The organism is Natribaculum luteum, from assembly GCF_023008545.1.
Taxonomy (GTDB): Archaea; Halobacteriota; Halobacteria; order Halobacteriales; family Natrialbaceae; genus Natribaculum; species Natribaculum luteum.
Genome location: NZ_CP095397.1, coordinates 158,490 through 182,808, shown reverse-complemented (window position 1 = coordinate 182,808; position 24,319 = coordinate 158,490). Strand labels below are relative to the sequence as shown.

General features: G+C 62.6%; 24 protein-coding genes and 1 pseudogene. 17 read left to right on the top strand and 8 right to left on the bottom strand.

Annotated elements, in window-relative coordinates; all coding sequences use genetic code 11:
* Positions 1-96 precede the first annotated feature (96 nt).
* The gene (locus MU558_RS01005; protein ID WP_246971169.1) at positions 97-468 is read left to right on the top strand and encodes a 30S ribosomal protein S8e; all 372 of its coding nucleotides are present in this window, start codon (positions 97-99) and stop codon (positions 466-468) included.
* A 67-nt stretch (positions 469-535) separates the two neighbouring features.
* Here MU558_RS01005 and MU558_RS01000 read toward each other — a convergent pair whose 3' ends face one another.
* Positions 536-1,531 carry a phosphate uptake regulator PhoU gene (locus MU558_RS01000; protein WP_246971167.1) on the bottom strand — a complete coding sequence of 332 codons (996 nt, stop codon included), beginning with the start codon at positions 1,529-1,531 and terminating at the stop codon, positions 536-538.
* Positions 1,532-1,974: 443 nt separating this feature from the next.
* Between MU558_RS01000 and MU558_RS00995 the strand changes: the two genes are divergently transcribed.
* The 11 genes from MU558_RS00995 to MU558_RS00945 all read left to right on the top strand — a co-directional run bounded on the left by MU558_RS00995 (position 1,975) and on the right by MU558_RS00945 (position 13,088).
* Complete coding sequence (locus MU558_RS00995; protein WP_246971165.1) at positions 1,975-2,961, top strand: PstS family phosphate ABC transporter substrate-binding protein; 987 nt, start codon at positions 1,975-1,977, stop codon at positions 2,959-2,961.
* Between the two features lie 49 nt (positions 2,962-3,010).
* Positions 3,011-3,946, top strand: a complete 936-nt coding sequence (gene pstC / locus MU558_RS00990; RefSeq protein WP_246971162.1) for a phosphate ABC transporter permease subunit PstC — start codon at positions 3,011-3,013, stop codon at positions 3,944-3,946.
* A gap of 40 nt (positions 3,947-3,986) precedes the next feature.
* Complete coding sequence (gene pstA, locus MU558_RS00985; RefSeq protein ID WP_246971160.1) at positions 3,987-5,699, top strand: phosphate ABC transporter permease PstA; 1,713 nt, start codon at positions 3,987-3,989, stop codon at positions 5,697-5,699.
* Position 5,700: 1 nt separating this feature from the next.
* Positions 5,701-6,612, top strand: coding sequence for a phosphate ABC transporter ATP-binding protein PstB (gene pstB, locus MU558_RS00980; protein WP_246971158.1), 912 nt, complete (start codon positions 5,701-5,703; stop codon positions 6,610-6,612).
* Positions 6,612-7,283 carry a phosphate signaling complex protein PhoU gene (phoU, locus tag MU558_RS00975; RefSeq protein ID WP_246971155.1) on the top strand — a complete coding sequence of 224 codons (672 nt, stop codon included), beginning with the start codon at positions 6,612-6,614 and terminating at the stop codon, positions 7,281-7,283. Before pstB (MU558_RS00980) ends, phoU begins: the two co-directional genes overlap by 1 nt.
* Before the next feature lie 432 nt (positions 7,284-7,715).
* A complete protein-coding gene (locus MU558_RS00970; RefSeq protein ID WP_246971151.1) occupies positions 7,716-8,690 on the top strand; it encodes a PstS family phosphate ABC transporter substrate-binding protein in 975 nt (324 codons plus the stop codon).
* A gap of 61 nt (positions 8,691-8,751) precedes the next feature.
* A complete protein-coding gene (pstC, locus tag MU558_RS00965; RefSeq protein WP_246971149.1) occupies positions 8,752-9,675 on the top strand; it encodes a phosphate ABC transporter permease subunit PstC in 924 nt (307 codons plus the stop codon).
* Positions 9,675-10,577: a phosphate ABC transporter permease PstA gene (gene pstA / locus MU558_RS00960; protein ID WP_246971147.1), complete on the top strand. Its 903-nt coding sequence runs from the start codon at positions 9,675-9,677 to the stop codon at positions 10,575-10,577. Before pstC (MU558_RS00965) ends, pstA (MU558_RS00960) begins: the two co-directional genes overlap by 1 nt.
* The gene (pstB, locus tag MU558_RS00955) at positions 10,574-11,452 is read left to right on the top strand and encodes a phosphate ABC transporter ATP-binding protein PstB (RefSeq protein ID WP_246971145.1); all 879 of its coding nucleotides are present in this window, start codon (positions 10,574-10,576) and stop codon (positions 11,450-11,452) included. The genes pstA (MU558_RS00960) and pstB (MU558_RS00955) overlap by 4 nt, the downstream gene beginning before the upstream one ends.
* A 193-nt stretch (positions 11,453-11,645) precedes the next feature.
* Positions 11,646-11,921: a PadR family transcriptional regulator gene (locus tag MU558_RS00950; RefSeq protein WP_246971142.1), complete on the top strand. Its 276-nt coding sequence runs from the start codon at positions 11,646-11,648 to the stop codon at positions 11,919-11,921.
* A gap of 159 nt (positions 11,922-12,080) precedes the next feature.
* On the top strand, positions 12,081-13,088 hold the full coding sequence (locus tag MU558_RS00945) for a transcription initiation factor IIB (RefSeq protein WP_246971139.1): 1,008 nt from the start codon (positions 12,081-12,083) through the stop codon (positions 13,086-13,088).
* A 14-nt stretch (positions 13,089-13,102) separates the two neighbouring features.
* Here MU558_RS00945 and MU558_RS00940 read toward each other — a convergent pair whose 3' ends face one another.
* The 7 genes and pseudogenes from MU558_RS00940 to MU558_RS00915 form a co-directional block, all read right to left on the bottom strand.
* Positions 13,103-13,252, bottom strand: a complete 150-nt coding sequence (locus tag MU558_RS00940) for a DUF7557 family protein (protein ID WP_246971137.1) — start codon at positions 13,250-13,252, stop codon at positions 13,103-13,105.
* Positions 13,253-13,334: 82 nt separating this feature from the next.
* Positions 13,335-13,775 (bottom strand): DUF7539 family protein, encoded by a 441-nt coding sequence (locus MU558_RS00935; protein WP_246971136.1) that lies wholly within the window; start codon positions 13,773-13,775, stop codon positions 13,335-13,337.
* A gap of 140 nt (positions 13,776-13,915) precedes the next feature.
* Positions 13,916-14,188, bottom strand: coding sequence for a transposase (locus MU558_RS00930; RefSeq protein ID WP_246971135.1), 273 nt, complete (start codon positions 14,186-14,188; stop codon positions 13,916-13,918).
* A 94-nt stretch (positions 14,189-14,282) separates the two neighbouring features.
* Positions 14,283-14,540 (bottom strand): annotated as a pseudogene (locus MU558_RS23345) (IS630 family transposase); the annotation flags it as partial.
* Positions 14,541-14,586: 46 nt separating this feature from the next.
* Positions 14,587-15,039 carry a helix-turn-helix domain-containing protein gene (locus tag MU558_RS00925; RefSeq protein WP_246971134.1) on the bottom strand — a complete coding sequence of 151 codons (453 nt, stop codon included), beginning with the start codon at positions 15,037-15,039 and terminating at the stop codon, positions 14,587-14,589.
* A gap of 178 nt (positions 15,040-15,217) precedes the next feature.
* Positions 15,218-15,706 (bottom strand): DUF7992 family protein, encoded by a 489-nt coding sequence (locus MU558_RS00920; RefSeq protein WP_246971133.1) that lies wholly within the window; start codon positions 15,704-15,706, stop codon positions 15,218-15,220.
* A 684-nt stretch (positions 15,707-16,390) separates the two neighbouring features.
* Positions 16,391-17,161 (bottom strand): IclR family transcriptional regulator, encoded by a 771-nt coding sequence (locus MU558_RS00915; protein ID WP_246971131.1) that lies wholly within the window; start codon positions 17,159-17,161, stop codon positions 16,391-16,393.
* Positions 17,162-17,843: 682 nt separating this feature from the next.
* On the opposite strand from MU558_RS00915, the gene MU558_RS00910 reads away from it, so the two are divergent.
* The 5 genes from MU558_RS00910 (at position 17,844) to MU558_RS00890 (ending at position 24,179) form a co-directional block, all read left to right on the top strand.
* Complete coding sequence (locus MU558_RS00910; protein ID WP_246971130.1) at positions 17,844-18,962, top strand: amidohydrolase family protein; 1,119 nt, start codon at positions 17,844-17,846, stop codon at positions 18,960-18,962.
* A 4-nt stretch (positions 18,963-18,966) separates the two neighbouring features.
* Positions 18,967-19,356, top strand: coding sequence for a Rieske (2Fe-2S) protein (locus MU558_RS00905; protein ID WP_246971128.1), 390 nt, complete (start codon positions 18,967-18,969; stop codon positions 19,354-19,356).
* 136 nt (positions 19,357-19,492) lie between these two features.
* Positions 19,493-19,909, top strand: coding sequence for a hypothetical protein (locus tag MU558_RS00900; RefSeq protein WP_246971125.1), 417 nt, complete (start codon positions 19,493-19,495; stop codon positions 19,907-19,909).
* A gap of 115 nt (positions 19,910-20,024) precedes the next feature.
* Positions 20,025-22,883 (top strand): anaerobic glycerol-3-phosphate dehydrogenase subunit C, encoded by a 2,859-nt coding sequence (locus tag MU558_RS00895; RefSeq protein ID WP_246971124.1) that lies wholly within the window; start codon positions 20,025-20,027, stop codon positions 22,881-22,883.
* Positions 22,884-23,012: 129 nt separating this feature from the next.
* Positions 23,013-24,179 carry an acyl-CoA dehydrogenase family protein gene (locus MU558_RS00890; RefSeq protein ID WP_246971122.1) on the top strand — a complete coding sequence of 389 codons (1,167 nt, stop codon included), beginning with the start codon at positions 23,013-23,015 and terminating at the stop codon, positions 24,177-24,179.
* Positions 24,180-24,319: the final 140 nt, after the last annotated feature.

Below are 24,319 nucleotides of genomic sequence, written 5' to 3'. Positions count from 1 at the left end.
CCCCTCGTGGAAGCGTCCGGCCACGTCCGGTGGCTGACGAGCGACGAGTCGGCCGGAAAGAGTGCATTCAAGTATGCGCCGGGACTTCTCCCGAGTATGCAAGACCAGGGACGCTCTACGCGAAAGCGAACCGGTGGCCGACTCAAGCACTCCCGGAACCGCAAGAAGTCCGAACTCGGACGGCTCCCGACCGAGACGCAGGTCGGCGAACCCCGCTTCCGGACCGTCGACGTTCGCGGAAACGGTGAGAAAACGCGCGCGCTCGCGACGAACGAGGCGAACGTCAACGTCGGCAGCGAGACCGTGACGACGACGATAAACGACGTCGTCGAGAACGACGCTAACCCCAACTACGTCCGCCGGAACATCATCACGAAAGGTGCCGTCATCGACACCGACGAGGGTCGTGCCCGCGTCACCTCCCGTCCCGGTCAGACCGGACAGGTCAACGCGGTCCTGCTCGAGTAAGTAGCCCCCGTTCTCTCGACGCTTCTCCGAACCGCAAGCGACTGCGATACCCGTCTCCTTCCCCCGATCAGGGACGCGGAGCGGCCTTCTGCAGCGCCGTCTCGGCGATGTTGCCCCCGTAGTCTGCACTGCGGGACAGCGAGTCGACGATCAGGCCGAGCGACTGCGCCTGGATGGGATCTAGGTCGCGAAGCATGTCGTCGATCGTTCGCGTGTGCTGGTCGATCTCGAGGACCGACTCGCGGGCGGCGTGCCCGAGCCGGTTTGCCTCCTCGCTCTCCTCGGCGAACAGCGCGTCCATGGACTTCTCGAGGATGTCGAAGGCGTCCTGGTGAAGCACCTCGAGGGCGTCTGCGACCTCCTCGGGGATCTCCTCGAGTTTGAGCGCGAGCTTGCTGATCTTGACGGCGTGGTCGGCGACGCGCTCGAGCTGGCGAGCGCTGGAGTGGTAGTCGAAACAGTCCTCCCGCGGAACGCCGAGTTCCTCGGCGGCTCGGGGCGACCGCAGGGTCGCCCGGAAGATCCGCGAGACGACGAGCCAGAGGCGGTCGACGTCGTCGTCGCGCTCGATGACGTCGTGTGCGATGTCGTCGTCGTTCTCGATGAGCGCCGTGACGGCGTCCTCGAGCATCGACTGGGCGATCAGGCGCATGCGCGTGACGGCGTTGACGATCGAGAGTTCGGAGGAGTCGAGCAGGTCCTGGATGACGACGCTGTCGGTCGTCTCCTCCAGAACTTCGACGCCGACGAGACTCTGCGTGGCGCTGCGGATCGCCCGCCGCTGATCGGTCGTGATCCGGCTCGCCTCGAGTGCGATGACGTCGAAGCCGCTGACGTACATCGTCATGACCGCACGAGTGAGCCGATCGCCCTCGAGGTTCGACACGTCGAGGGTCCCCTTCTGTCGGTGCGTCTCACTCTGGGGAGTCAGGAGCAACGAGTCGTCTTCGGGGTAGAACTCGACCGTGGTTCCTGCGCTGACGTCGTTGTCGGTCGCCCAGGACTTGGGGAGCGAGACGGTGTACGTCGATCCTCCAGTTACCTGGACCTTGCGCGTCTCCATGTGGTTCGCTCTAGACCGGTAGACTATAAATCTACCAGTATCTATAGAGCAATCCGTTCTGGCCGGTTACTCGGGTCGCATTCGTCGATTTAGATCTATTATCGGAACGTTCCAGACCGTATATCTACCTTCGTCAATAGATAACGAACGTATAGATATATAGAAAAATGTGTATATATGTATGTGGGCTCGCTCTGGCGGATCACGGACCACGCGACGAACCAGATCCCCTCGCGTACGACCGGTCGAGAACGTTCGTCCCGACTCCCGCCGATCGACGCCGTTCGACGGCGGTCGGTCGAGAGTGACGTCGCTATACTCGAACGGCGTCGATCCGAGACGCTTCGCGGCTACTGCCCGAACAGTAGCCGAATATGGCTCTATGTACGAATATATACTAGTCATAGCATCGTATTTTTACGACCGATGGATTCGTTTGCCTGATGCCCGACAACCAGTTCGGCCGGACGGTCGACGCAGTATCGCGACGGAAATTCCTCGCTGCGGCCGGATCCGTGGGAGCGGTGGCGATCGCCGGCTGTGCCGAGAACGAGGCAAGCGACGGCGACGACGGACTCTCGGGCGAGGTCGTCGTCAAGGGGAGCAGTACGGTCTACCCGATCTCCGTCCAGATGCAAGAGCGGTTCATGGAGCAACACCCGAACGTGAACGTCACCGTCGACTCGACCGGCAGCGGTGGCGGCTTCCAGAACCACTTCTGTCCCGGTGATTCGGACATCAACGGCGCGTCCCGTCCGATCAAGTCCGAAGAGCAAGACCTCTGTGCCGAAAACGACGTCACGCCGATCGAGATGAACGTCGCGGGCGACGCGCTCACTGTGGCGGTCAGTCCCGACAACGACTGGGTCGACTGCATGTCCTTCGACGAACTGGCCCAGATCTGGCAGGAAGGCGGTGCCGAGACGTGGTCGGACGTCAACTCCGACTGGCCCGACGAGGAATTCGTCCTTTACGGCCCCGACACGACCTCGGGGACGTTCGACTGGTTCACCGAGAACGTCATCGGCGAGGCCGGCAACCACCGCACCGACTACGAACCCACCGAGGACGACAACATCATCATCGAGGGCCTCGAGAACGACCCGTACGCCATCGGCTACTTCGGCTACGCCTACTACGCCGAGAACGAGGACCGCGTGAAGGCGCTCTCGGTCAAAGAAGACGACAGCAGCGAGTGTGGCGAGCCGGGCCTACAGGCTGCCAAGGAGGGAACCTACCCGATGGCCCGACCGCTGTACATCTACCCGTCCGAGGAGTCCGTCCAGCGCGAGGAAGTCTACGAATTTGTGAAGTTCTACCTCGAGAACTCCAGTGCCGACTGGATCGCCGACGAGGTCGGTTACGTCCCGTCGAGCCAGGACCAGGTCGACGAGAACATGAGCAAACTCGACGAAGCGGCGGGCAACTAAGCACAGTGGGTACTTTTCATTTCACATTTGAATAGAAATTAGCACGGATATGGGTAACGAATCATTCGACGCCGATCTCACACGGTCGGCACACGGGCAAATTGCGAAAGAGCGGCTGTATCACTGGCTGCTGTTTTTCTGTGCGGCGCTGACCGTGTTCGTCACGGTCAGCATCGTCGTCACCCTGGCAGTAGACGCGGTCGCGTTCTTTAGACAGGTCGACGCGCTCTCGTTTTTCACCGGCACGGAGTGGGAGTCGAGTCGGGGCACCTTCGGCGTCCTGCCGCTGGTGACCGCGACGCTCGTCGTCACAGCCGTCTCGGCGATCGTCGCGATTCCCATCGGAACCGCGGCTGCGGTCTACCTGAGCGAGTACGCGAGCGACCGGATGCGGTCGGTCCTGAAACCGGCCCTCGAGATCCTCGCTGGCATCCCCACGGTCGTGTACGGCTACCTCGCACTGGTCTATCTCACACCGTGGCTCCGAAAGGGAGGGCTCGATCTGAGCATGTTCAACCTGCTTTCCGCGTCGATCATGGTCGGGATCATGATCATCCCGATGGTCTCCTCGATCAGCGAGGACGCGATGAGCGCGGTCCCGGACTCGCTTCGGGAGGCCGGCTACGGCCTCGGTGCGACGAAGTTCGAGGTCTCGACGGGCGTCGTCATCCCTGCTGCCGTCTCCGGCATCTTCTCGTCGTACATCCTGGCGCTCTCCCGAGCGATCGGCGAGACGATGATCGTCGTGATGGCGGGTGGGATGCAAGCACGGATGCTCGATCTCACGAACCCGTTCGCGAACCTGTTCAACTCCGGGCAGACGATGACCGCCGCGATGGTCCACGCCGTCACGAGCGACGCGACCGGCGGCACGCCGGAGTTCTACTCGATGTTCGCGATCGGGTTGACGCTGTTTTTCGTCACGTTCTCGATGAACCTGCTCAGCAATCGCATCGCGGCACGCTACCGGGAGGAGTACCAATGAGTGTCAACTCGTATACGACGCGTCCAGAGGTGATCCGCTGATGGCGACGACCGACGAATCGACCGGAAGCTGGTTCGGCGCAGATGGACAGGTCAGCCAGGTTCGCGGACTGTTGTTCAAACTCAGCTGCCTCGGTGCGACGCTGCTCGCGCTCGGACTCGTGCTCGTGTTCCTGCTGTACGTCTTCAACGACGCGGTCCAGCCGCTGACGGCCGATACGGGCTGGCTCCTCACGTTCGTCGTGACGCTCGTCTTGCCCGCCGTCGCCGTCGGCAGCTACTACTACACGCGTGACACTCGAGCGGGTGAGGTCGCGTACACGGCGCTTGGCCTTCCGGTCGCGACGACCCTGCTCGCCGGCGGCGTCGTGATCACCTTCGAACACATCGTCTCGCCGCACGCGTGGTTCGCACTCGCGCTCTCGGCTACCGTCGCGTTCGGGCTGGTCGAACTCCACGCACGAACGCGAACTGCCGGCGCACTCGAGCGACTCGCGGTCGTGGTTCTCGTCCCCCTGCTCGCGCTCGTCGGCGTTCCCGGGATCGCCGTCGACTTCCCGGTCGAGACGCCGCTTCTCGGACAGGAACTGTTCCGGCTGTCGTTTGCGATCCCGGAACTCGTTCCGAGTCTCCGGGAGGTGATCCTCGCACTACCGGTCCTGCCGACGGCGTCGCTCTCGCTTCTGCTGACGTTTACGCTGCCGATCTCGGCGGCGGCCGCCTGGCACGTCCGGCGCGTGCGAGAGAGCGACCGCGATGGGGCGATCGCCGGTGGCGCGACGATCGTCGCCGCCGGACTCGGACTCGTCGCCGCACCGCTCGTCGACCTCTCGGCGACGACGTGGGTCGTCCTCGCGACGGTCGTCGCCCTTCCCGTCGGACTGTACGTGGAGTCGGTCGTCAGACGCGACGTGGGCGTCTCCGGACTGGCGTTTCCCGTCGTGGTCGCGGCCGGCGCACTCCTCGGTGCGTTCCTCGTCGATGCGCTCGGCTTCGCCGGGCCGGACCTCTGGCTCGACTGGGGCTTCCTGACGAGTCCCGCCAGTACGACGCCCAGGGACGCCGGTATCTACCCCGCGCTCGTCGGATCGGTGATGATGCTCGTCGTCGTCGCCGTCGCGGCGTTCCCCGTCGGCGTCGGGGCCGCGGTCTACCTGGAGGAGTACGCACCGAACGACGAACTGCTCGGCTCGATCGTCGACCTCATCGAGATCAACATCGCGAATCTCGCGGGCGTCCCCTCGGTCGTCTACGGCGTTCTCGGTCTCACGCTGTTCGTCCGGACCGCCGGGATGCAGGCCGGGATCGTCATGGTCGGCGGTCTCACGATCGGGCTGCTCATCCTCCCGATCGTCATCGTCTCCGCCCAGGAGGCGATCCGTGGCGTCCCGGACTCGCTCCGGCAGGCCAGCTACGGAATGGGTGCGACGAAGTGGCAGACGGTCCGAAACGTCGTGCTTCCGCGGGCGCTGCCGGGAATCATGACCGGAACGATCCTCGCGTTCGGCCGTGCGATCGGCGAGACGGCACCGCTTCTGATGATCGGTGCCGCAGCGGTCGTCCGCATACCACCGGACACGTTCTTCAGCCTGTTCAGCGCGATGCCCCGGCAGATCTTCGCCTGGTCGAAAGAGATCGAGACCGAGTTCCGGTACGGCGTGCTCGCGGCCGGCGTCGTGACGCTGCTGATCGTCATGCTGATGATGAACGCGAGTGCGATCCTCGTTCGCAACAAGTACCAGCGACAGAACTAACATGACACGAGATACCCCACTCGAGACGGACGGCAACGATCCGCGAGCCGACGGCAGCGGAACCGCCGTCGCCGATTCGGCGGCACAGACGGACAGTTCGGACGAATCACTGCTCGACTCGTCGTTCGACGTCGAGGATCGATCGCACGCGTCTGAAGACACCGACGCCATCGTCGAGGCTCGCGACATCGACGTCTACTACGGCGACGAGCAGGCGCTCCAGAGCGTCGACGTCGCGATTCCCGAAAAACGCGTGACGGCGATGATCGGCCCGTCGGGCTGTGGAAAGTCGACGTTCCTCCGTTCGATCAACCGGATGAACGACCTCATCGACGCGGCGCGCGTCGAAGGCGAGTTGCTGTTCGACGGCAAGAACGTCTACGACGACGACGTCGACCCGGTCGCCTTGCGCCGGAAGATCGGGATGGTGTTCCAGTCGCCGAACCCGTTCCCGAAGTCGATCTACGACAACGTCGCCTACGGCCTCGAGGTCCAGGGCAAGACCGACGACGTCGACGAGAAGGTCCACCGCGCACTCGAGCGTGCGGCCCTGCTCGACGAGGTCGAGGGTCGACTCGACGAGTCGGGCCTCGAACTGTCGGGAGGTCAACAGCAGCGACTCTGCATCGCGCGAGCGATCGCTCCCGACCCGGAGGTCCTGCTAATGGACGAACCGGCCTCGGCGCTCGACCCCGTCGCGACGTCGAAAGTCGAGGACCTGATCGAGGAACTGGCCGAAGATTACACGGTCGTAATCGTCACGCACAACATGCAACAGGCCGCGCGGATCTCCGACAAGACCGCGGTGTTCCTCACCGGCGGCGAGCTCGTCGAGTTCGACGACACCACAAAAATCTTCGAGAACCCCGAGAGCCAGCGCGTCGAAGACTACATCACCGGCAAGTTCGGGTGATGAGCCGACCGGCGTACCAGAAGCGTCTCAAGCGGCTTCGCGACGCCGTCGTCGCCATGGGTGATCTCGTCGTCACGCAACTCGAGACAGCCCTTTCGACACTGTTTTCCGACGATTCGAGCCACGCCCGGGCCGTCGTCGACCGCGACGACGAGGTCAACCGCCGGTACCTCGAACTCGAGCGGGAGTGTCTCGAGTTGATCGCGCTCTACCAGCCGGTCGCGAGCGACCTGCGGTTCGTCGTCGCCGCGTTCAAGATCGTCACCGACCTCGAGCGGGTGGGCGACCTCGCTGCCAACCTCGCCGCGTACGCGCTTCGATCGCGCTCCGACGAGATGGCCGATCTCGACCTCGAACGGCTCGGCGCCCTCGCTCTCGAACTGCTCGAGGACGCCGTCGAGGCGTTCGTCACCGACGACGCCGACGCTCCTTTCGTGCTCGCCCGCCGCGACGACGAACTCGACGAACGGTGTCACGCGGTCCACGAGCGGATCGTCTGTCGACTGCTCGAGCGCGTCGACGACTGCGACTCGGCGTCCGACGACGCCGTCGCGGACGTCTCGCGGCCGCTGCTGGTCGTCCGGGACATAGAACGCATCGGCGACCACGCGGTTAACGTCGCGGCGCGAACGCTGTACGCCCTCGAGGGAGACGAGACGCTCCTCGAGTGATACCTCGGCAGTACACTATTTTCGGAACGGCTGCGATCACCTCGTCATCGTTCGAGAACTCGTTATAGCCGCCGTTGCGAGTTCGGTGTGTCGCCCTCGTTACCGCCGATGCTCGGAACAGCGACGAGATGCATAGCGTTCGCTTCCGTCCGTGGATCGTTCGTCGTGACCGACGCGGACAGCGCCGTCGTCGCCAGACGGTATCGAAACGGTTTCTATATACTGCCCGAAAAGATTGGGTTCTGAACGTCGCTACCTGCTCTACTCTGTTGGTATCTAGAGCGGTATGTACCCTCGAGATTCGGGTTTTGGGCTCCGAAAACCGAATTTTCGGTTTTCATTCACCCGTATGCAACCCGGGAAGTGTGGCTACATACCACTATATAGCTATCATAGTAGGGTACTTATCTCGTCTCTGGCCATCTTCCCATGATGTCGAAAGACTCCACTGGTCCCCCGCCGTCAGGGCTCAATCGGCGGGATTTTCTGGCCGCGACGGGCATCGCGGCCGCTGCTGGGTTATCCGGGTGCGTCGGAACGGTCGCCCAGGAGGGCAGAGAGGTGAACATTGCAGGGAGTAGTACGGTCTTTCCCGTAACCGAAGCAGTCGCGTCGGCGTTCACGCAGCGTCGAGATGACGTGACCGTCTCCGTCAGCCAGACGGGCACCGGCGGGGGGTTCTCGAACTTCTTCTGTCCGGGAATGACCGACATCAACAACGCCAGCCGAGAGGTCGCCGACGTTGAACTCGAGAACTGCGGCGAAAACGGAATCACGCCCATCGAGTTTACGGTCGCGACCGACGCGCTCACGGTCGTCGTCAACCCCGAGGCCGACTGGATCGATTCGTTGACTGTCGAACAGCTCCGGGAGATTTGGCGCGTCGACGGTGCCGAACGCTGGAGCGACATCGACGACGACTGGCCGGACGAGGAGTTCGAACTCTACGGCGCGGCCACGACGTCGGGGACGTTCGACTACTTCAACGAGGCGATCATCGGCGAGGAGGCGAACCACACCAACGACTACCACGCCACCGAGCGCGACCGGACGATCGTTCAGGGCGTCCAGGGCTCGCAGTACGCGATCGGGTACTTCGGCTTCGCCTACTACAGCGAGAATCCAGATCAGATCAAGGCCGTCGCGATCGACGACGGCGGCGGTCCCGTCGAGCCGTCGATCGAGACCGCGATGGAAGGCGAGTACACGCCGCTGTCGCGCCCGCTTTTCGTCTACGTCTCCGACCAGGCGCTGCCGGAACCCGAAGTTCAGGACTTCGTCCGGTTCTACATGGAGCAGGCGGCGACGGATCTGGTCTCCGAGGTCGGCTACGTCCCGATCACGGAAGACAAGCGAGACGAGAACATCGAACGACTCGAGGCCGAAATCGACGAGGTAACGTCATGATCACGGACCTACCACGACCACGATCGCGTTCCACCGACGACCGGAGGTGTACTGTCCGACGATGAGCACGACCGACCTCTCTCGCGACGGGGTTCGATCAGCCCGCGGAACTGCCATGCGAATCCTGTTCGCGCTGTGTGCGTTCCTGTCGATTCTCACGACTGTTGCGATCGTCCTGACGCTGTTGCTCGACGCGGTCGACTTCTTCGCTGCCGTCTCCCCGCTCGAGTTTCTCACCGGAACCAAGTGGAGTCCGACGAACGAACCCGTCGCGTTCGGCGTATTACCGCTGATCTCCGGCACGTTGATCGTCACGTTCGGCTCCGCGGCGATTGCGCTTCCGATCGGCCTGCTGACGGCAATCTACCTCAGCGAATACGCCTCCGACCGACGACGGGCGTACCTCAAACCCGCACTCGAGGTGCTCGCCAGCGTGCCGACAGTGATCTACGGCTACTTCGCGCTGGTGTACGTCACGCCGGTGCTCGATACGTTCCTGCCGCTGTCGACGTTCAACGCGCTGTCGGCGTCGATCATGGTCGGGATCATGATCATCCCGATGGTCTCGTCGATCAGCGAGGACGCGATGAGCGCGGTGCCGGACTCGCTTCGACAGGCGAGTTACGGACTGGGCGCGACGAAGTTTACCGTCTCGACGTCCGTGGTCGTGCCGGCGGCGCTGTCGGGCATCTTCTCGTCGTTCATCCTCGCACTCTCGCGAGCGATCGGTGAGACGATGATCGTCGCCATCGCGGCCGGGCAGACGCCCCGGATGGTCGATCTGACCGATCCGGCCGGTCTGTTTCTGGACTCCATCCAGACGATGACCGCCGCGATGGTTCAGATCGGCGCGAGCGACGTCGTCGGCCAGTCCACCGCCTACAAGGGTCTCTTCGCGGTCGGACTGACGCTGTTCGTGATCACGTTCGCGATGAACCTCGTGAGTGAGTGGGTTGCCTCGCGGTACAGGGAGGTGTATCGCTGATGTCGGTCGAAACCGGACGCGACGAGCCGGACGGCGAATCGGCCTTCGGCACAGTCAGCCGAACCAAGGACGTGGCGTTTCGGTACGTGGCCCTCGTCGCGACGCTCGTCGGGATCGTTTCGCTGGCCCTGTTGCTTGCGAACGTGGCCGCCGACGCCGTCGGCTGGCTCGACTGGCAGTTCCTCACCAGCCCGCCCCACCCGAACCCCTTCGAGGCCGGCATCTTCCCGGCGCTCGTCGGGTCGATCGCGCTCATGCTCCTGATCGCGCTGATCACGTTCCCGCTTGGTGTCGGCGCAGCGATCTACTTAGAAGAGTACGCGAGCGACGGACTCCTCACGCGATTCATCCAGATCAACATCGCGAACCTCGCGGGCGTCCCCTCGGTCGTCTACGGCTTGCTCGGACTGGGGCTGTTCGTGGGCCTCCTGAACCTCGGGTTCGGGACACTCCTCGTGGCGGGCTTTACCATCTCGTTGCTCATCCTGCCGATCGTGATCATCACCTCACAGGAGGCGATCAGGGCAGTTCCAGACTCCCAGCGGCAGGCGAGCTACGGGATGGGCGCGACGAAGTGGCAGACGATCCGGAACGTCGTGCTCCCGCGGGCGATGCCGGGGATCCTGACCGGAACGATCCTCGCGCTCGGACGGGCGATCGGCGAGACCGCCCCCCTGATCATGATCGGTGCGCCGACGACCGTCTTCGGCGTTCCCAACAGCCTGTTCAGCAAAATCAGCGCCATGCCCATGCAGATCTACACCTGGGCACAGTACCCTGAAACGGAGTTCCAGTACGGCGTCGTCGCTGCCGCCGCCGTGACGCTCCTCGTGGTCTTCCTGGCGATCAACTCGATCGCGATTCTCATCCGGAACAGATATCAGCAGCGGACTGAACAATGACACAAGAGCCTATGACCTCCTCGGAGACAGAACAGACCGACGACCAGAACGCGACGCCGACGCCGGGCACCGACGGACTCACCGACAGAACCGACGACTGGAGCGGCGAGCAGCCGACCGACGACCGGGCGATCCTCGAGGCGCGAGACCTCGACGTCTACTACGGCGACGAACAGGCGCTCCAGAGCGTCGACATCGAGATTCCCGAAAAGCGCGTCACCGCCGTCATCGGCCCGTCGGGCTGTGGGAAGTCGACGTTCCTCCGGTGTATCAACCGGATGAACGATCTCGTCGACGCAGCCCGCGTCGAAGGCGAGTTGCTGTTCGACGGCAAGAACGTCTACGACGACGACGTCGACCCGGTTGCCCTGCGCCGAAAGATCGGGATGGTGTTCCAGTCGCCGAACCCGTTCCCGAAGTCGATCTACGACAACGTCGCCTACGGCCTCGAGGTCCAGGGCAAGACCGACAACGTCGACGAGAAAGTCCACCGTGCACTCGAGCGTGCGGCCCTGCTCGACGAGGTCGAGGGTCGACTCGACGAGTCGGGCCTCGAACTGTCGGGAGGTCAACAGCAGCGACTCTGCATCGCGCGAGCGATCGCTCCCGACCCGGAGGTCCTGCTAATGGACGAACCGGCCTCGGCGCTCGACCCCGTCGCGACCTCACAGATCGAGGACCTGATCGAGGAGTTAGCCGAAGATTACACGGTCGTAATCGTCACGCACAACATGCAACAGGCCGCGCGGATCTCCGACAAGACCGCGGTGTTCCTCACTGGCGGCGAACTCGCCGAATTCGGCGACACCGCCAGGATCTTCGAGAACCCCGAGAGCCAGCGCGTCGAAGACTACATCACCGGCAAGTTCGGGTGACACCCGCTGCGTCGGTCGCGTCGGCGTTCGTCGCAGGAGGACGCCCGTCTGTGGAACCGTAATCTCGTCCTACTGCGTTCTCGTCCTCGAACGGTCTGTGACAGTACCGTTTCGCATCGTTATACCGAGTGAACTCGTTGTACGAGTCAAATAACAAATAATCATCCGACTGTTGTGTCTGTGTGATTGAAACGTGGACGACCTGACCGGTTTTCAGCGCGACTTGCTGTACGTCATCGCGGGCTCCGACCAGCCCTCTGGCCAGGAGATCAAAGGCGAAGCCGAGACGTACTACGACTCCGAGATCAATCACGGGCGGCTCTATCCAAATCTCGACACGCTCGTGAACAAGGCCCTCGTCGAGAAGGGTCAACTCGACAGACGGACGAATTACTACGCGATCACCGACGAGGGTGAGGAGTGTCTTCGCGAACGGCGCGAGTGGACCTCCCAGTACGTCGATTACTAGTGGCACTCGAGCAGAGCTGCACTCGTCCCTCCGTCGAAACAGTTAAATACCTTTCGCCCTAACCTAACGTTAGCAAGAGCGGCTTCCGGGATTCTTCGGGATTCTCCGTCCGGTAGTCCTCGCTCTCTACCTGCCCTCCACCCGCAGGTGATACAGAACATGGCAGACGCACGTATCCGAACCTACGACGAGCGAACGCACGCATCGAACGCAGGAACGACTCGAGCATCGACCCCAGAACGAACGGACGAACGAGAGAGCGACGCCGAATACAGCTGTCCGGAGTGTGGCGGCCGGCTCGTCACCGACGACGAACACGGCGAGACGATCTGTGAGGAGTGTGGCCTGGTCGTCGAGGAAGACGAGATCGACCGCGGCCCCGAGTGGCGCGCGTTCGATGCCGCCGAGAAAGACCAGAAGAGCCGCGTCGGCGCTCCCACGACGAAACTGATGCACGACGAGGGACTGTCGACGAACATCGGCTGGGAGAACAAAGACGCCTACGGCAAGACGCTCTCGAACCGCCAGCGCCAGCGGATGCAGCGGCTTCGCACCTGGAACGAGCGCTTCCGCACCCGCGACAGCAAAGAGCGCAACTTAAAGCAGGCGCTCGGCGAGATCGAGCGCATGGGTAGTGCACTCGGCCTGAGCGAGTCGGTCCGCGAGACCGCGTCGGTGATCTACCGCCGTGCCCTCGAGGAGGACCTCCTGCCCGGGCGCTCGATCGAGGGCGTCGCCTCGGCCGCGACGTACGCTGCCGCCCGCCAGGCCGGAACGCCCCGTAGCATCGACGAGGTCGTCGCGGTTAGCCTGGTCGACGAGATGGAGTTCAAGCGGACCTACCGCTACATCGTCCGCGAACTCGGCCTCGAGCTCGAGCCCGCCGACCCCGAGAGCTACGTCGGCCGGTTCGTCTCTGATATCGACCTTTCGGAGGAGATCGAGCGGCGTGCCCGTGACCTCCTCCGGACTGGCAAGTCGGAGAACGTCCACGTCGGCAAGAGTCCCGTCGGCCTCGCCGCGGCGGCCGTCTACGCCGCGACGCTCGGTACCGACGAGAATGTCACCCAGTCAGACGTCAGCGAGGTGACCGACATAAGCGAGGTCACCATCCGAAACCGCTACCAGGAGCTCCTCGAGGTCGAGGACCGCGTGCAGGCTGCCTAGACTCGTTGCGGCGGTCACTCCGAGTATCCTTCCTGGAGGAATGCACCTTCGGTCTCGTATATCGAGACCAGTTCCGAGATGAACTCCTCGTACGATTCGTCCTCCTCCGTGTGATCGTCGAGCCGTTCTTTGAGTTCGTCGCTGATTTCGAGTGTGTACGTCATGGGTACGGTGGACGAGACGGTCTGCGTCCTACCTCGAGGTGACGGCACCGATCACCAAATAACACCCCGTCGCAGTGGCCGGTCACTCGCTCCACGTCTCGCCGTCCGCAGACCAGACGAACTCCTCGAGTTCCTGCTGTGTGAGGTCGACGACCCGTTCGGCGTACTCCCACAGCGCGTCGTTTAGCTTCTCGCGAGTTTCCGCGTCGAGCGTCTCCACTCCGGGATATCCCTCCTCCGGGAGGCGAGGGTGTGTCGTACAGACGACCTGTGGCGCGCTCTCCTCGTCCATCGTCCCGACCGGGACGATGGCGTATTCGTCTGCGTCCCACAGCCCCTGCCCGTGTTCTCGGCTCCACCGCGAGTCGAGGCGATCGAGCAACTGCACTTCTTCGTCGGAGAGTTTCGCGTCGGGACCGTCGAAGAGTTCCGAGAACGCATCCGCTCTGGAACGGTAGAGCCAGCCGTCGAGTCGATCCCTGACTTCTGCCAGCAGCTCGCGCTCGTTTGCGAACGTCGCCATACGTGTCCGTCGCCGAGGCGGCTAATCAATCTAGTACCCTCTCGAGCGTCGACTGCACGGTCGAATCGACCCGCACCGCCGGATTCGACCCTGCAGTGCAGACCTGGGACGCCACTAGTACCTTCCCAAGCGTCAAGTGACTAGTCCTCAGCCTCCTCGACAGTCGGATAGAGGCGGTGTAGTTTCGTTCGAGCGTCCTCGTTTGTGAATTGCCAGTTGACCGTGACATCCAACTCATTGCGCTCAGCTTCCCACGCAGCGACCTCCGACTGGAGCGTCGCTGCGTCCGGAATTCGGCGGTTGAGGCACTGGGTCTGGAGCGTGCTCCAGACGAGTTCGGCCATATTCAGCCAACTTCCGTGCGTGGGCGTGTAGTAGAACTCGAACCGATCGAGATACTCGCGTGCTTTCACGGGCGGGAAGAACCGATAGAAGGCGGCCGGATTGTGTGTGATTGTCCAAGACTACCCGGATGCGGTCTGCATCCGGGTAGTCGTCGGCAATCGCCTGCATACAGTCGATCCATTCACAGGTCCGCCGTCGTTCAGTCACATGGAAGCGGCACCAGCCAGTCAACGGTTCAGTCGCCAGGTGAAGCATTCGTTTCCCATTACGTTCGTAGTGGTGATCTGGCGAGCGACCGCTCCCGGTGACGGGGAGCGGGTCGCGGACGTGTTTTCGAAGTGCTTTGCTGGACTCGTCGAAACAGATGACTGGACGGGCCTCGTCGTACGGTTCTTCGTAGAGCGAAAGGATCGTTTCCATCCGATAGACGAACTCTGCGTTCTCTTTGGGCGGAATAAGCCAGTACTCAGAGCGGTGTGGCTTCAGGTCGTTTTTTTAGCCGCTGTCGGACGGTTTCCTCGGAGATCGAGTCGAACTCGATCTCCTCAAGCGTGACAAGGCGGTCTGCGAGAAGCGCATACGTCCAGCGCGTTCGGCCTTCTGGTGGGTCTGAACAGGCGAGAGCAACGAGATGTGCTTCAGCACGACCGTCAAGCTTCGGCGTGTAGTCTCTGTCGGGTTTGCGGCGATGAATCGCCGCAATCCCTCGCTCGGAGTACGCTTTGCGGGTCCGATGGGGTGTCCCAACCGAACACCCGACGTGCTCACAGATGGCCTCATCTGTGAGCCCGTCATCAGCCTTCAGGAGGATCCTTGCGCGGTTGATTGCTTCTGCCCGGTGTGTGCCCTTCGTAACGAACTCTTCGAGTTCAGTGCGTTCTTCGTCTGAGAGATCGACGATGTACTTCTTCCGGCTCATTCCTGTAGGTACGCGCCCAGAGGAGATAACCTAGCTGTCCACGATTGGGACGGTACTAGTATTCCGTCAACCGTCGATCGATGCGCGGAACCGGACGGCAGCGATCGGTTCCGCACAGCGATTCAGGCTTGACGAAACACTAGTACCCAAGCGACACCACGAGGGGACACGTCGGCAGTCAATCCTCGCGGTCGATTCCCTCGCCGAACGTCTCCTCGTCCCACACGTAATCCGACGGCTCCTCCTCGCCCCACTCGAGGTAGCCATCGACGACCGTCTCGATCACCGTCTGCCCGAGGTCCTCGAGAGCCAGGTTGACCGTCGTCACCGTGTCGGCGTCGACGGCATCGGGGAGTTCGTCCTCGTCGACGTCGTCCGGAATGCGCGGTGCGTCGAACCGCAGCCGTTCGTCGGCCGAATCCCAGAAGAAGTCGAACCGATAGACGAGCCCGAGGTCTGTGACGAGGTCGAACTCCGATTCCGACAGGTCGGTGTACTCGGCCCACTCGTTGAACGCTTCCTGCCAGGCACCATCGTGGAAGACGTCCTCGAGTTCCTCCCGGCGGAAGTCGGCCTCGCTGCCCATCTCCTCGACTTCCCTGAACTCGCTCGGGGCTCCCCGATTCGAGAGGTCTGGCGGGTCCGGAACGGGTACGTCTAGCGCCATGGGGTACGCTCCAGTTCGTTCCCTCCGCTGGCCGGTTCGCTCTCGATTCCACCGATGTCGCTGCTGTACGTAGCTGTGATCACGTCTGTCACAGTCAGACTACTCCTCGAAGTCAAATAAAAGAGCCCGGGTGCGCGAATTCGACGCCGTGGCGGGACCGATCGCGAGACTCGTTGCTCGCGGTCGCCGCGTCGAGCGGTCAGCAACTACTCTCGAGGGTGAGAACGTTCACGCGCGTATCGAATCTCAGTGGCTAAAACAAACTTAGTAAAAATTTATAACCTCGAGATTGTGTCTTTCGGTATTAGCTAATTTATTACGATACTATCTCTATAGCCGATACGATGTGTCGACCTCGAGCAGGTAACGAGGCGACCGTGCCGTCGCCATCGACCGACGAGAATTCCCGCCTTCGTTCTCCGTCGAATTCCGAGAACGAATCCCTCTCGAGCCGCTGTGTAGCGGTTTTTTGGTCCAGCTACGGGACGGACAGCCTCGTCGTCCTGGAAACGGGTCCTCTCGGACACGATGTCTGTTCTCGTTGATTGAAAGTAAAATCTACCCGGTGATTATGAACATATATCTGTATGCAAACCAATCTCTCGGAACATATAGAGAAATACACATAGAGTTTTATTCGGTGGTGAAAAATAGATTCGAGTGGCTCTCAGCCGTCGGGAGCCCTCACTGGTAGGTGAGTTTCAGTTCGATCTCGTTTACGGCGCCCAACAGCAGGTCGGGGATCTCGTTTTCGAAGTACGACCCAGTCAAACGCTTGGCAGGGCCGGCGACGGAGACCGCTCCGTAGACGCGGTCGTCGAGCACGACAGGCGCGCTGACCGCGCGGATGCTCTCGTGGGACTCCCGGTCGTTGAACGCGATCTCCTGGTCCCGGATCCGCTCGAGCTCCGCCTGCAACTGCTCGCGAGACGTCAGCGTCTGGTCGGTGACTGCAGGGAGGCCGCGGTCGTCGACGATCTCGTCTAGCCGATCGTCGGACAGGTGTGCGAGGATCGCCTTCCCGGAAGCGAGCGCGTGAAGCGGTTTTCGTCGTCCCGCCCAGGAGTTCGTCGGTACGCCGCGATCGCCGGTGAGCCGGTCGACGTACACCGCTCGACCGTGCTCTTCGACGACGAGATTTACGGCCTCGTCTGTTTCGTCGACGAGTTGTTCTAACACCGGACGAGCGACCTGCGTGAAGTCCTGGTAGTGCTGTTTCGCCTGCGTCCCGTGATCGAGAAACTTCAGCCCGAGCCGGTAGCCGTCGTCTTCCTCGATGACGTACCCGTGTTCCTGCAGCGTCGAAAGGTGTTCGTGGGCGGTGCTGTTCGCGATGTCGATCTCCGCTGCGAGTTCCGTCAATCGGGCCCGCCGTCGGTCGTGAAGTGTTTCGATGATGGCGAACGCGGTCTCCACCGACTTGATTCCCCCTCCGCCTTCTCGATCAGTGGGCATCTCTATGAGAGAACAGCGTCATTCGTCATATATCGCTTTCTATCTCGAGAAGTCTCGATCGAATACAGTGGAAACTCCTGGATCTGGTACTGAATCCGACGAGTTCCGTCTCACCTGCCGCCGCACCTCTTCGACGATGGCGAAAGCAGGGGTGAAACGATCGATCGACAGCACCGTGATAACCGACTCCCGGTGGGAACGCCGCTCGTGCTCGGCATTCGGCGGTGCAAACTGTACACGATTCCAGCAACCGAGGGTGTTAGCAGTCCACCAATTCCTCCGCTCGGGCTGTAATTACAGAGCTATATCTGTAATCTATTGTGTCACCTGAACGTATCCGTCCCCGTCCTAATTTCGGTATTATCGAAATATCTCTCTCACGCGTCGAAAAGGGCGTGGGCATTCTCGAGAGCCTGGCCGTCGGTGCAACCGCTGGCTGCCCGCCGTCGATCGTATCATTTATTATTTAGAAGAATCGATGCACGACTGCGAGATTCACGCTGGCGATTGGTCTCTCCGATCGCAAGCGACGGTGGCCTCTCACTCGAGGGGACGCTCCCATCGCCATCGCTTCGTTTTGAAACAGCCATATAGATCTGAACAAAAATCTACTAATAGTGTATTTCTTGGATATGGTCCGATAATAGGAAGATTTATTTAGTATTGCGACAACTCCCCACCGATGAGTTCTCAAGCAGCAGAGCCGGATACGGTTCGCTCGCTAGACGATTTGGACGTCATCGTCGACACCGACTTCCACCTCACGGAACGGCAAGCGGACATCTTCCCTTACCTCGAGGACCCGTTTTACAGCCTGTTGAACAGCCAGGGTGAGGGAGACGACTACGGCTACCTGGGCCGCGTCTACCCCGCACACGGCATGGTTTACTCGGTGACGGTTGGGAAAGCAGATTCGCCCACTGTCCGGACCTCGGAAGACGTCCAGAAGGGGAAAGACCTTATCGAGTGGGACAAGGCTATCGCCACTCCGACGCAGAACCTCTACCTCGCTGCCGTCCATCACGACGATCTCGCAGCCGCACTCGCGAGAGCCTACAACAAGTGGCTCCTCGACAACATCGTCGACACGGACGAGGGCGTCTACGGTGCGCTCGTCGTCGCGCCACAGAAACCGATCAAGGCAGCCGAACTGGTCGACGACTTCGCCGACGAGTCGGGCATCGCAGCAGTGATGATTCCGAGTGGATCGGTCCACCCCCCGCTCGGTAACGAAGACTACTACCCGCTCTACGAGGCGTGTGAGCGCGCCGGACTGCCGATCAAGATGCACAACGCGGCCGGGACGATGATGACCCGGTTCCCGACGCAGTGGCAGTCGCTCAATCGTGCGCTGCCGGTTCACGTCACCTCCCACAACATGATGCACCAGGTGAACCTGGCGGACATGCTGACCCAGGGCGTGCCCGTCCGCTTCCCCGACCTCGACTTCGTCATTCAGGAAGCCGGCCTGGGCTGGTACCCCTACTTCATGCGCCGGTTCGACCACGACTACATGGGAGCGAAGTTCGACGCGCCGATGCTCGAGAAAGAGCCAAGCGAGTACCTCCGGGACCAGTTCTACGTGACCAGCCAGCCCGTCGAGGGTGCAGACGATCCCGAGTACCTCAACTCGATCGTCCGTCTCTTCGAAGGGGAAAACAGCCTGATGTTCTCCTCGGACTACCCGCATTTCGACTTCGACTACACCGACGCGCTGATGAAGATCCTGCGCTCGGAGTTCGACGGCGACGAGATCAAGAACATCTACGGCGAAACTGCAGAAGACGTTTACAGGTTCTAGTACGATGGCAGCCAACGACGAATCACAGTCTACCGGTACCGCTGATAACCTCCATCACGTCACGTCGGTCGACGACGTCGACGACGGTGAGCGAGTCGTCGTCGACGTCGAGGGACGGGAGATCGCCCTCTTCCACTCGAACGGCGAGTTCCACGCGCTCTCGAACTACTGTACGCACCAGGGCGGGCCGGCCTGCGAGGGCCTCCTGACCGGGACGATCGACGTCGACGAGGACGACGAGCTGGTCTGGGCGTGCGACGACGAGATCGTCTCCTGTCCGTGGCACGGCTGGGAGTTCGACATCACGACTGGCGAACACCTCGCGAGTGACAAGTACCGTCTCCCGACGTACGACGTGCGAGTCATCGACGGTGAACTCTACGTCGAGTTCTGATGGTCACCGTCCCCGCCGGTAGCGACCTCGACCGGCGACGGACGTGGCCACCAGGAGTTGCATCGCTACGTCGGGTACCGTCGTCATACACACCCGACGATTGTATCAGCACACCCTCGAGAGCCACGACGACTCTATGACACGATCGAGCGACCGAACGGACGCGCTCCCCGGCGGACGACCTCCGGAACGGGACTCGGAGACGCCCTACGAGGCAGTCGACGTCGACGAACTCCCTGGCTGGTGGTCGGAAGCCATCGAGGAGTTTCGCGAGCACGACCTCCCGCCCTACCGGCCGCCGCGGTTTGCCGACGACGTCATCACACCGCCGGTCGTCGAGCGGTTACAGTCGGAGTACGACGCCGAAATCAAGTTCATGGGTGTCGGCGTCGAGTACCGCGATGCCTGGGGCGTCTACGTCGACGGCGAGCGGATACTGACCGTCGACCGCGAACGCGAGCCGGCCGGATACACCCGGTACCGGGTGACGAGCGACACCTTCGAACGAGCGGTTCGCGACCACTTCGCCGAACTGGAAGACGAGACCGAGTGAGCGCGACTCGGTCCGGTCGATCGCGTTCGGCGACCGCGAGTAGCCGATCGTGTCGCCTCCGAATCGCACGACGGAGTGCGGAAGATTAATCACCTCGATCCCCTCTTCTCCGATAATGAGTGTCGACAAGCCGGAGGCAGCACCCTCCCCGCTCGCCGGACGACTCGACGGCGAGGCAGACTTCGGGGAGACTGCCCGCACGCTTTACTCGACGGACGCGAGTATCTACCAGCAACGGCCCGCAGGGGTCGTCTTTCCCAGAACCCGCGAGGACGTTCGCCGGGTCGTCGAATTCGCCCGTGATCGCGACACGAGCGTCACGGCCCGCGGTGCGGGCTCGAGTCTCACGGGCAACGCCGTCGGCGACGGCATCGTCCTCGACTGTTCGCGACACATGGACGACGTCGTCGACGTCGACCCCGACGGGAAGACCGTGACCGTCCAGCCGGGCGTCGTCCTCGACGAGCTAAACGACTTCCTGGAGCAGTACGGACTCTACGTCGCCCCCGATCCGTCGACCTCGAGTACGTGCACCGTCGGTGGGATGATCGCGAACAACGCCGCCGGGCCCCACTCGGTCAAACACGGGACGACCCGCGACCACGTCCGCCGACTCGAGTGTGTTCTCGCCGACGGCTCGGTCGCCGAGTTCACCCGGCGGGAGGGCGAGGACCTCGAGGCAGTCTGCGAGCGAGACGACCAGGTCGGGGAGGTCCACCGGACGGTTCGGACGATCGCCAGCGAACACGCCGACGAGATCGCCACGCGCTATCCGGACGTCGACCGCAACTCCAGCGGGTACGACCTCGAGACCAGCGCCGATCCGGGCGGGTCGTGGGTCGATCTCTCGCGACTCGTCTCCGGGAGTGAGGGGACGCTCGCGGTCATCACCGAAGCGACGCTGCAGCTCACCGAGCGTCCCGAAACGCGCGCCGTCTCTCTCGTGTTCTACGACGACCTGATCGCTGCCGCCGGTGCCGTGACCGACGTCCTCGAGGCGGACCCGAGCGCGGTCGAACTCATCGACGACGCGGTCCTCGGGTACGCTCGGGACGCCTGGGGGTTCGATCTCGTGCCCGAAGATGCCGAAGCCGCGCTGCTGATCGAAGTCGAGACCACCTACGACGACCAGGAGGACGATCTCGAGGACGTGGTGACGGCCGCTCGGGCGGACGGGACGATCGCGGTCGAACGGGCGTTCGACGACCAGGAGATGGCGACGCTCTGGAAGATCCGCAAGGCCTCGAACCCGCTTTTGAACCGGCGGCCAGGTGACGCACAGGCGCTGTCGTTCATCGAGGACGCGGCGGTTCCGCCCGCTCGGCTCCCGACGTATCTCGAGCGCGTCGGCGAGGTCCTCCGCGAGCATGACCTCCAGGCGAGCGTCTTCGGCCACGCGGGACAGGGCGTCCTCCACATCAAGCCGTTCCTGAACCTGAAGACGGACCGTGACCGCGAGCGGCTTCGTTCGGTCTCGGAGGCCGTCCACGAGATCGTCCTGGACGTCGGCGGCTCCGTCTCGGGGGAACACGGCGACGGACGACTTCGTTCCGAACACATTCCGAAGATGTACGGTGACGAACTGTACGAGGCGTTCCGCGAGGTCAAACGTGCTTTCGACCCACACGACGTGTTCAACCCGGCGAAGGTCGTCCCGTCGTCGGACGGCGACCTCGCGAAAGTCGACGAGAACCTGCGGTACGAGGGATACGACCCGGAGACCCTCGAGACGGCACTCGACTTCAGCGACGAAGAGGGATTCGGGTCGCTCGTCGAGCAGTGCAACGGCTGTTCGAAGTGTCGCACGACCGAGGGCGGCGTCATGTGTCCGACCTACCGTGGAACCGGCGACGAGATCGCGAGCACGCGAGGACGAGCGAACATGCTCAGAGCCGCGATAAACGGCGACGTAGACGAGGAGACGCTCACGAGCGATCGGTTCCAGGAGGAGGTTCTCGACCTGTGCATCTCCTGCAAGGCCTGCGAAACCGAGTGTCCGACTGGCGTCGACATGGCCAAGCTGAAGATGGAGGCGAAACATCAGAAGTACGAGAAAGACGGCGTCCCGCTTCGCGCCCGACTGTTCGGAAACGTCCGCACGCTCAACCGCCTCGGCAGCACGTTGTCGCCCATCGCGAACCGCCTGAAGGAGTTCGGTCCGGGTCGTCTCGTCGCCGAGACGGTACTGGGTATCGACCGCCGTCGGACGCTCCCCGATTTCGCGGCCGAACCGTTCCCGGCGTGGTTCGCCGACCACGACCCACATCCCAACGCCGGCGAGCAGGGAACCGTCGCCCTCTTTGCGGACTGCTACATGGGGTACAACCATCCCGCGGTCGGCAAGGCCTCCGTCCGCGTCCTCGAGTCGCTCGGCTACGCGGTCGAAGTACCCGACGTGGCCTGCTGTGGTAGAGCGCCGCTCTCGCAGGGCCTCGTCGAGAAAGCCCGCGGCCAGGCTCGCCAGAACGTCGACGTCCTTTCCGACTACGCCGAACGAGGCGTTCCGATCGTCGGCGTCGAACCGTCCTGCGTGAGCGCGATCTGTGAGTACGACGACTTGCTCGAGGACACTGCGGGCGTCCCCGAGGTCTCGACGACGGTCACCGAGTTCCTCTCCGAGCGTGTCCGTAGCGGCGAGATCGAGCTACCAGGTGATGGAGACGCCACGGTCGCCTTCCACGGACACTGCCACTCGAAGGCGAAAGGCTGGAGCAACACGCCCGTCGAGTTGCTTCGCGAGGCCGGCTACGACGTCCATCCCCTGGACGCGACCTGCTGTGGGATGGCCGGCGCGTTCGGCTACGAGGTCGAACACTACGACCTCTCGATGGCGATCGGCGACGACCTCGAGTCGAAAATCGACGCCACCGAGGCGGACGTCGTCGTCACGACCGGCGCCTCCTGTAGCCAGCAACTCGAGGACCGGGACGTCGAGACCCGACATCCACTCGAGTTGCTCGCGGAACAGCTCTGACGTCACGAGGAGCCAGACGGAGGCCGGTGTTCGACGCCACTGTCACCGGCGTTTGCCTCTGTCTACCGGCTTCAACGGCCGTCGTAGGTAACACGAAAGCTTATAATACAGCTGTTAATACGGTATAGTGTGACACTCGATTACCTCGGTCTGGAGTCGGATCTGAGTTCGGAGGAACGACTGATCCGTGATAGCGCTCGCGAGTTCGTCGACGAGGAGGTTCGTCCGGAGATCGACCAGCACTACGTCGACGGAACGTTCCCAACCGAGCTGATCCCGGAGATGGGCGAGATGGGGTTTTACGCGCCGAATCTCGAGGGGTATGGCTCGCCGAACGTGTCGGAGACGGCCTACGGGCTGTTGATGCAGGAACTCGAGGCGTGTGACTCGGGGCTGCGTTCGATGGCGTCGGTGCAGGGCGCACTGGTGATGTATCCGATTCACGCCTTCGGCAGCGAGGACCAGAAAGAAGAGTGGCTGCCGAAACTGGGTGCGGGCGAGGCGGTGGGCTGTTTCGGGCTGACCGAACCCGAGCACGGCTCGAACCCGTCGGCGATGGAGACGCGGGCCGAACGCGATTCCGACGGCTACGTGCTCAACGGCTCGAAGACGTGGATCACGAACTCGCCGATCGCCGACGTCGCCGTCGTCTGGGCGAAAGACCACTCGAGCGAGGGGTCTCCGGTGCGGGGTTTCCTGGTCGAGACCGACCGCGACGGCGTGACGACCAACAAGATCGACGAGAAACTCTCCTTGCGCGCGTCGATCACGGGCGAGATCGGCTTAAACGACGTGCGCGTTCCCGAGGAGAACGTCCTGCCGAACGTCGAGGGCATGAAGGGGCCGCTGTCGTGTCTCACACAGGCCCGCTACGGCATCGCCTGGGGTGCCGTGGGAGCCGCTCGAGACTGCTTCGAGGAGGCGCGACAGTACGCGACGGATCGCGAGCAGTTCGGCGGCCCGATCGCGCGCTTCCAGTTGCAACAGGAGAAACTCGCGGAGATGGCGTCTCAGATCACGCTCGGCCAGCTCCTGGTCCACCGGCTGGCGGATCTGAAAGAGCGCGGCGACCTCCGTCCACAGCACGTCTCGCTGGCGAAACGCAACAACGTGCAGATGGCTCGCGAGCAGGCCCGCGTCGCCCGCGAGATGCTCGGCGGCAACGGCATCACTACGGATTACTCGCCGATGCGCCATCTCGCGAACATTGAGACCGTCTACACCTACGAGGGGACCCACGACATCCATACGTTGATTCTGGGTCAGGATCTCACCGGTATCGCGGCCTTCGAGTGACGAGGTCGGCTCGAGAGACGGCGCGATCCGGTGAGTTGGCCGGTATCGCGGCCTTCGAGTGACGAGGTCGGCTCGAGAGACGGCGCGAATTCGTATTCTCCCGACACAACAGTTAACTGCCGTGATACCAGTGGACAGAT

Coding starts and splice junctions, on each gene's coding strand:
- MU558_RS01005 (WP_246971169.1), top strand. CDS start 97: ATGCAAGACCAGGGACGCTCTACGCGAAAGCGAACCGGTGGCCGACTC.
- MU558_RS01000 (WP_246971167.1), bottom strand. CDS start 1,531: ATGGAGACGCGCAAGGTCCAGGTAACTGGAGGATCGACGTACACCGTC.
- MU558_RS00995 (WP_246971165.1), top strand. CDS start 1,975: ATGCCCGACAACCAGTTCGGCCGGACGGTCGACGCAGTATCGCGACGG.
- pstC (WP_246971162.1), top strand. CDS start 3,011: ATGGGTAACGAATCATTCGACGCCGATCTCACACGGTCGGCACACGGG.
- pstA (WP_246971160.1), top strand. CDS start 3,987: ATGGCGACGACCGACGAATCGACCGGAAGCTGGTTCGGCGCAGATGGA.
- pstB (WP_246971158.1), top strand. CDS start 5,701: ATGACACGAGATACCCCACTCGAGACGGACGGCAACGATCCGCGAGCC.
- phoU (WP_246971155.1), top strand. CDS start 6,612: ATGAGCCGACCGGCGTACCAGAAGCGTCTCAAGCGGCTTCGCGACGCC.
- MU558_RS00970 (WP_246971151.1), top strand. CDS start 7,716: ATGTCGAAAGACTCCACTGGTCCCCCGCCGTCAGGGCTCAATCGGCGG.
- pstC (WP_246971149.1), top strand. CDS start 8,752: ATGAGCACGACCGACCTCTCTCGCGACGGGGTTCGATCAGCCCGCGGA.
- pstA (WP_246971147.1), top strand. CDS start 9,675: ATGTCGGTCGAAACCGGACGCGACGAGCCGGACGGCGAATCGGCCTTC.
- pstB (WP_246971145.1), top strand. CDS start 10,574: ATGACACAAGAGCCTATGACCTCCTCGGAGACAGAACAGACCGACGAC.
- MU558_RS00945 (WP_246971139.1), top strand. CDS start 12,081: ATGGCAGACGCACGTATCCGAACCTACGACGAGCGAACGCACGCATCG.
- MU558_RS00940 (WP_246971137.1), bottom strand. CDS start 13,252: ATGACGTACACACTCGAAATCAGCGACGAACTCAAAGAACGGCTCGAC.
- MU558_RS00935 (WP_246971136.1), bottom strand. CDS start 13,775: ATGGCGACGTTCGCAAACGAGCGCGAGCTGCTGGCAGAAGTCAGGGAT.
- MU558_RS00925 (WP_246971134.1), bottom strand. CDS start 15,039: ATGAGCCGGAAGAAGTACATCGTCGATCTCTCAGACGAAGAACGCACT.
- MU558_RS00920 (WP_246971133.1), bottom strand. CDS start 15,706: ATGGCGCTAGACGTACCCGTTCCGGACCCGCCAGACCTCTCGAATCGG.
- MU558_RS00915 (WP_246971131.1), bottom strand. CDS start 17,161: ATGCCCACTGATCGAGAAGGCGGAGGGGGAATCAAGTCGGTGGAGACC.
- MU558_RS00910 (WP_246971130.1), top strand. CDS start 17,844: ATGAGTTCTCAAGCAGCAGAGCCGGATACGGTTCGCTCGCTAGACGAT.
- MU558_RS00905 (WP_246971128.1), top strand. CDS start 18,967: ATGGCAGCCAACGACGAATCACAGTCTACCGGTACCGCTGATAACCTC.
- MU558_RS00900 (WP_246971125.1), top strand. CDS start 19,493: ATGACACGATCGAGCGACCGAACGGACGCGCTCCCCGGCGGACGACCT.
- MU558_RS00895 (WP_246971124.1), top strand. CDS start 20,025: ATGAGTGTCGACAAGCCGGAGGCAGCACCCTCCCCGCTCGCCGGACGA.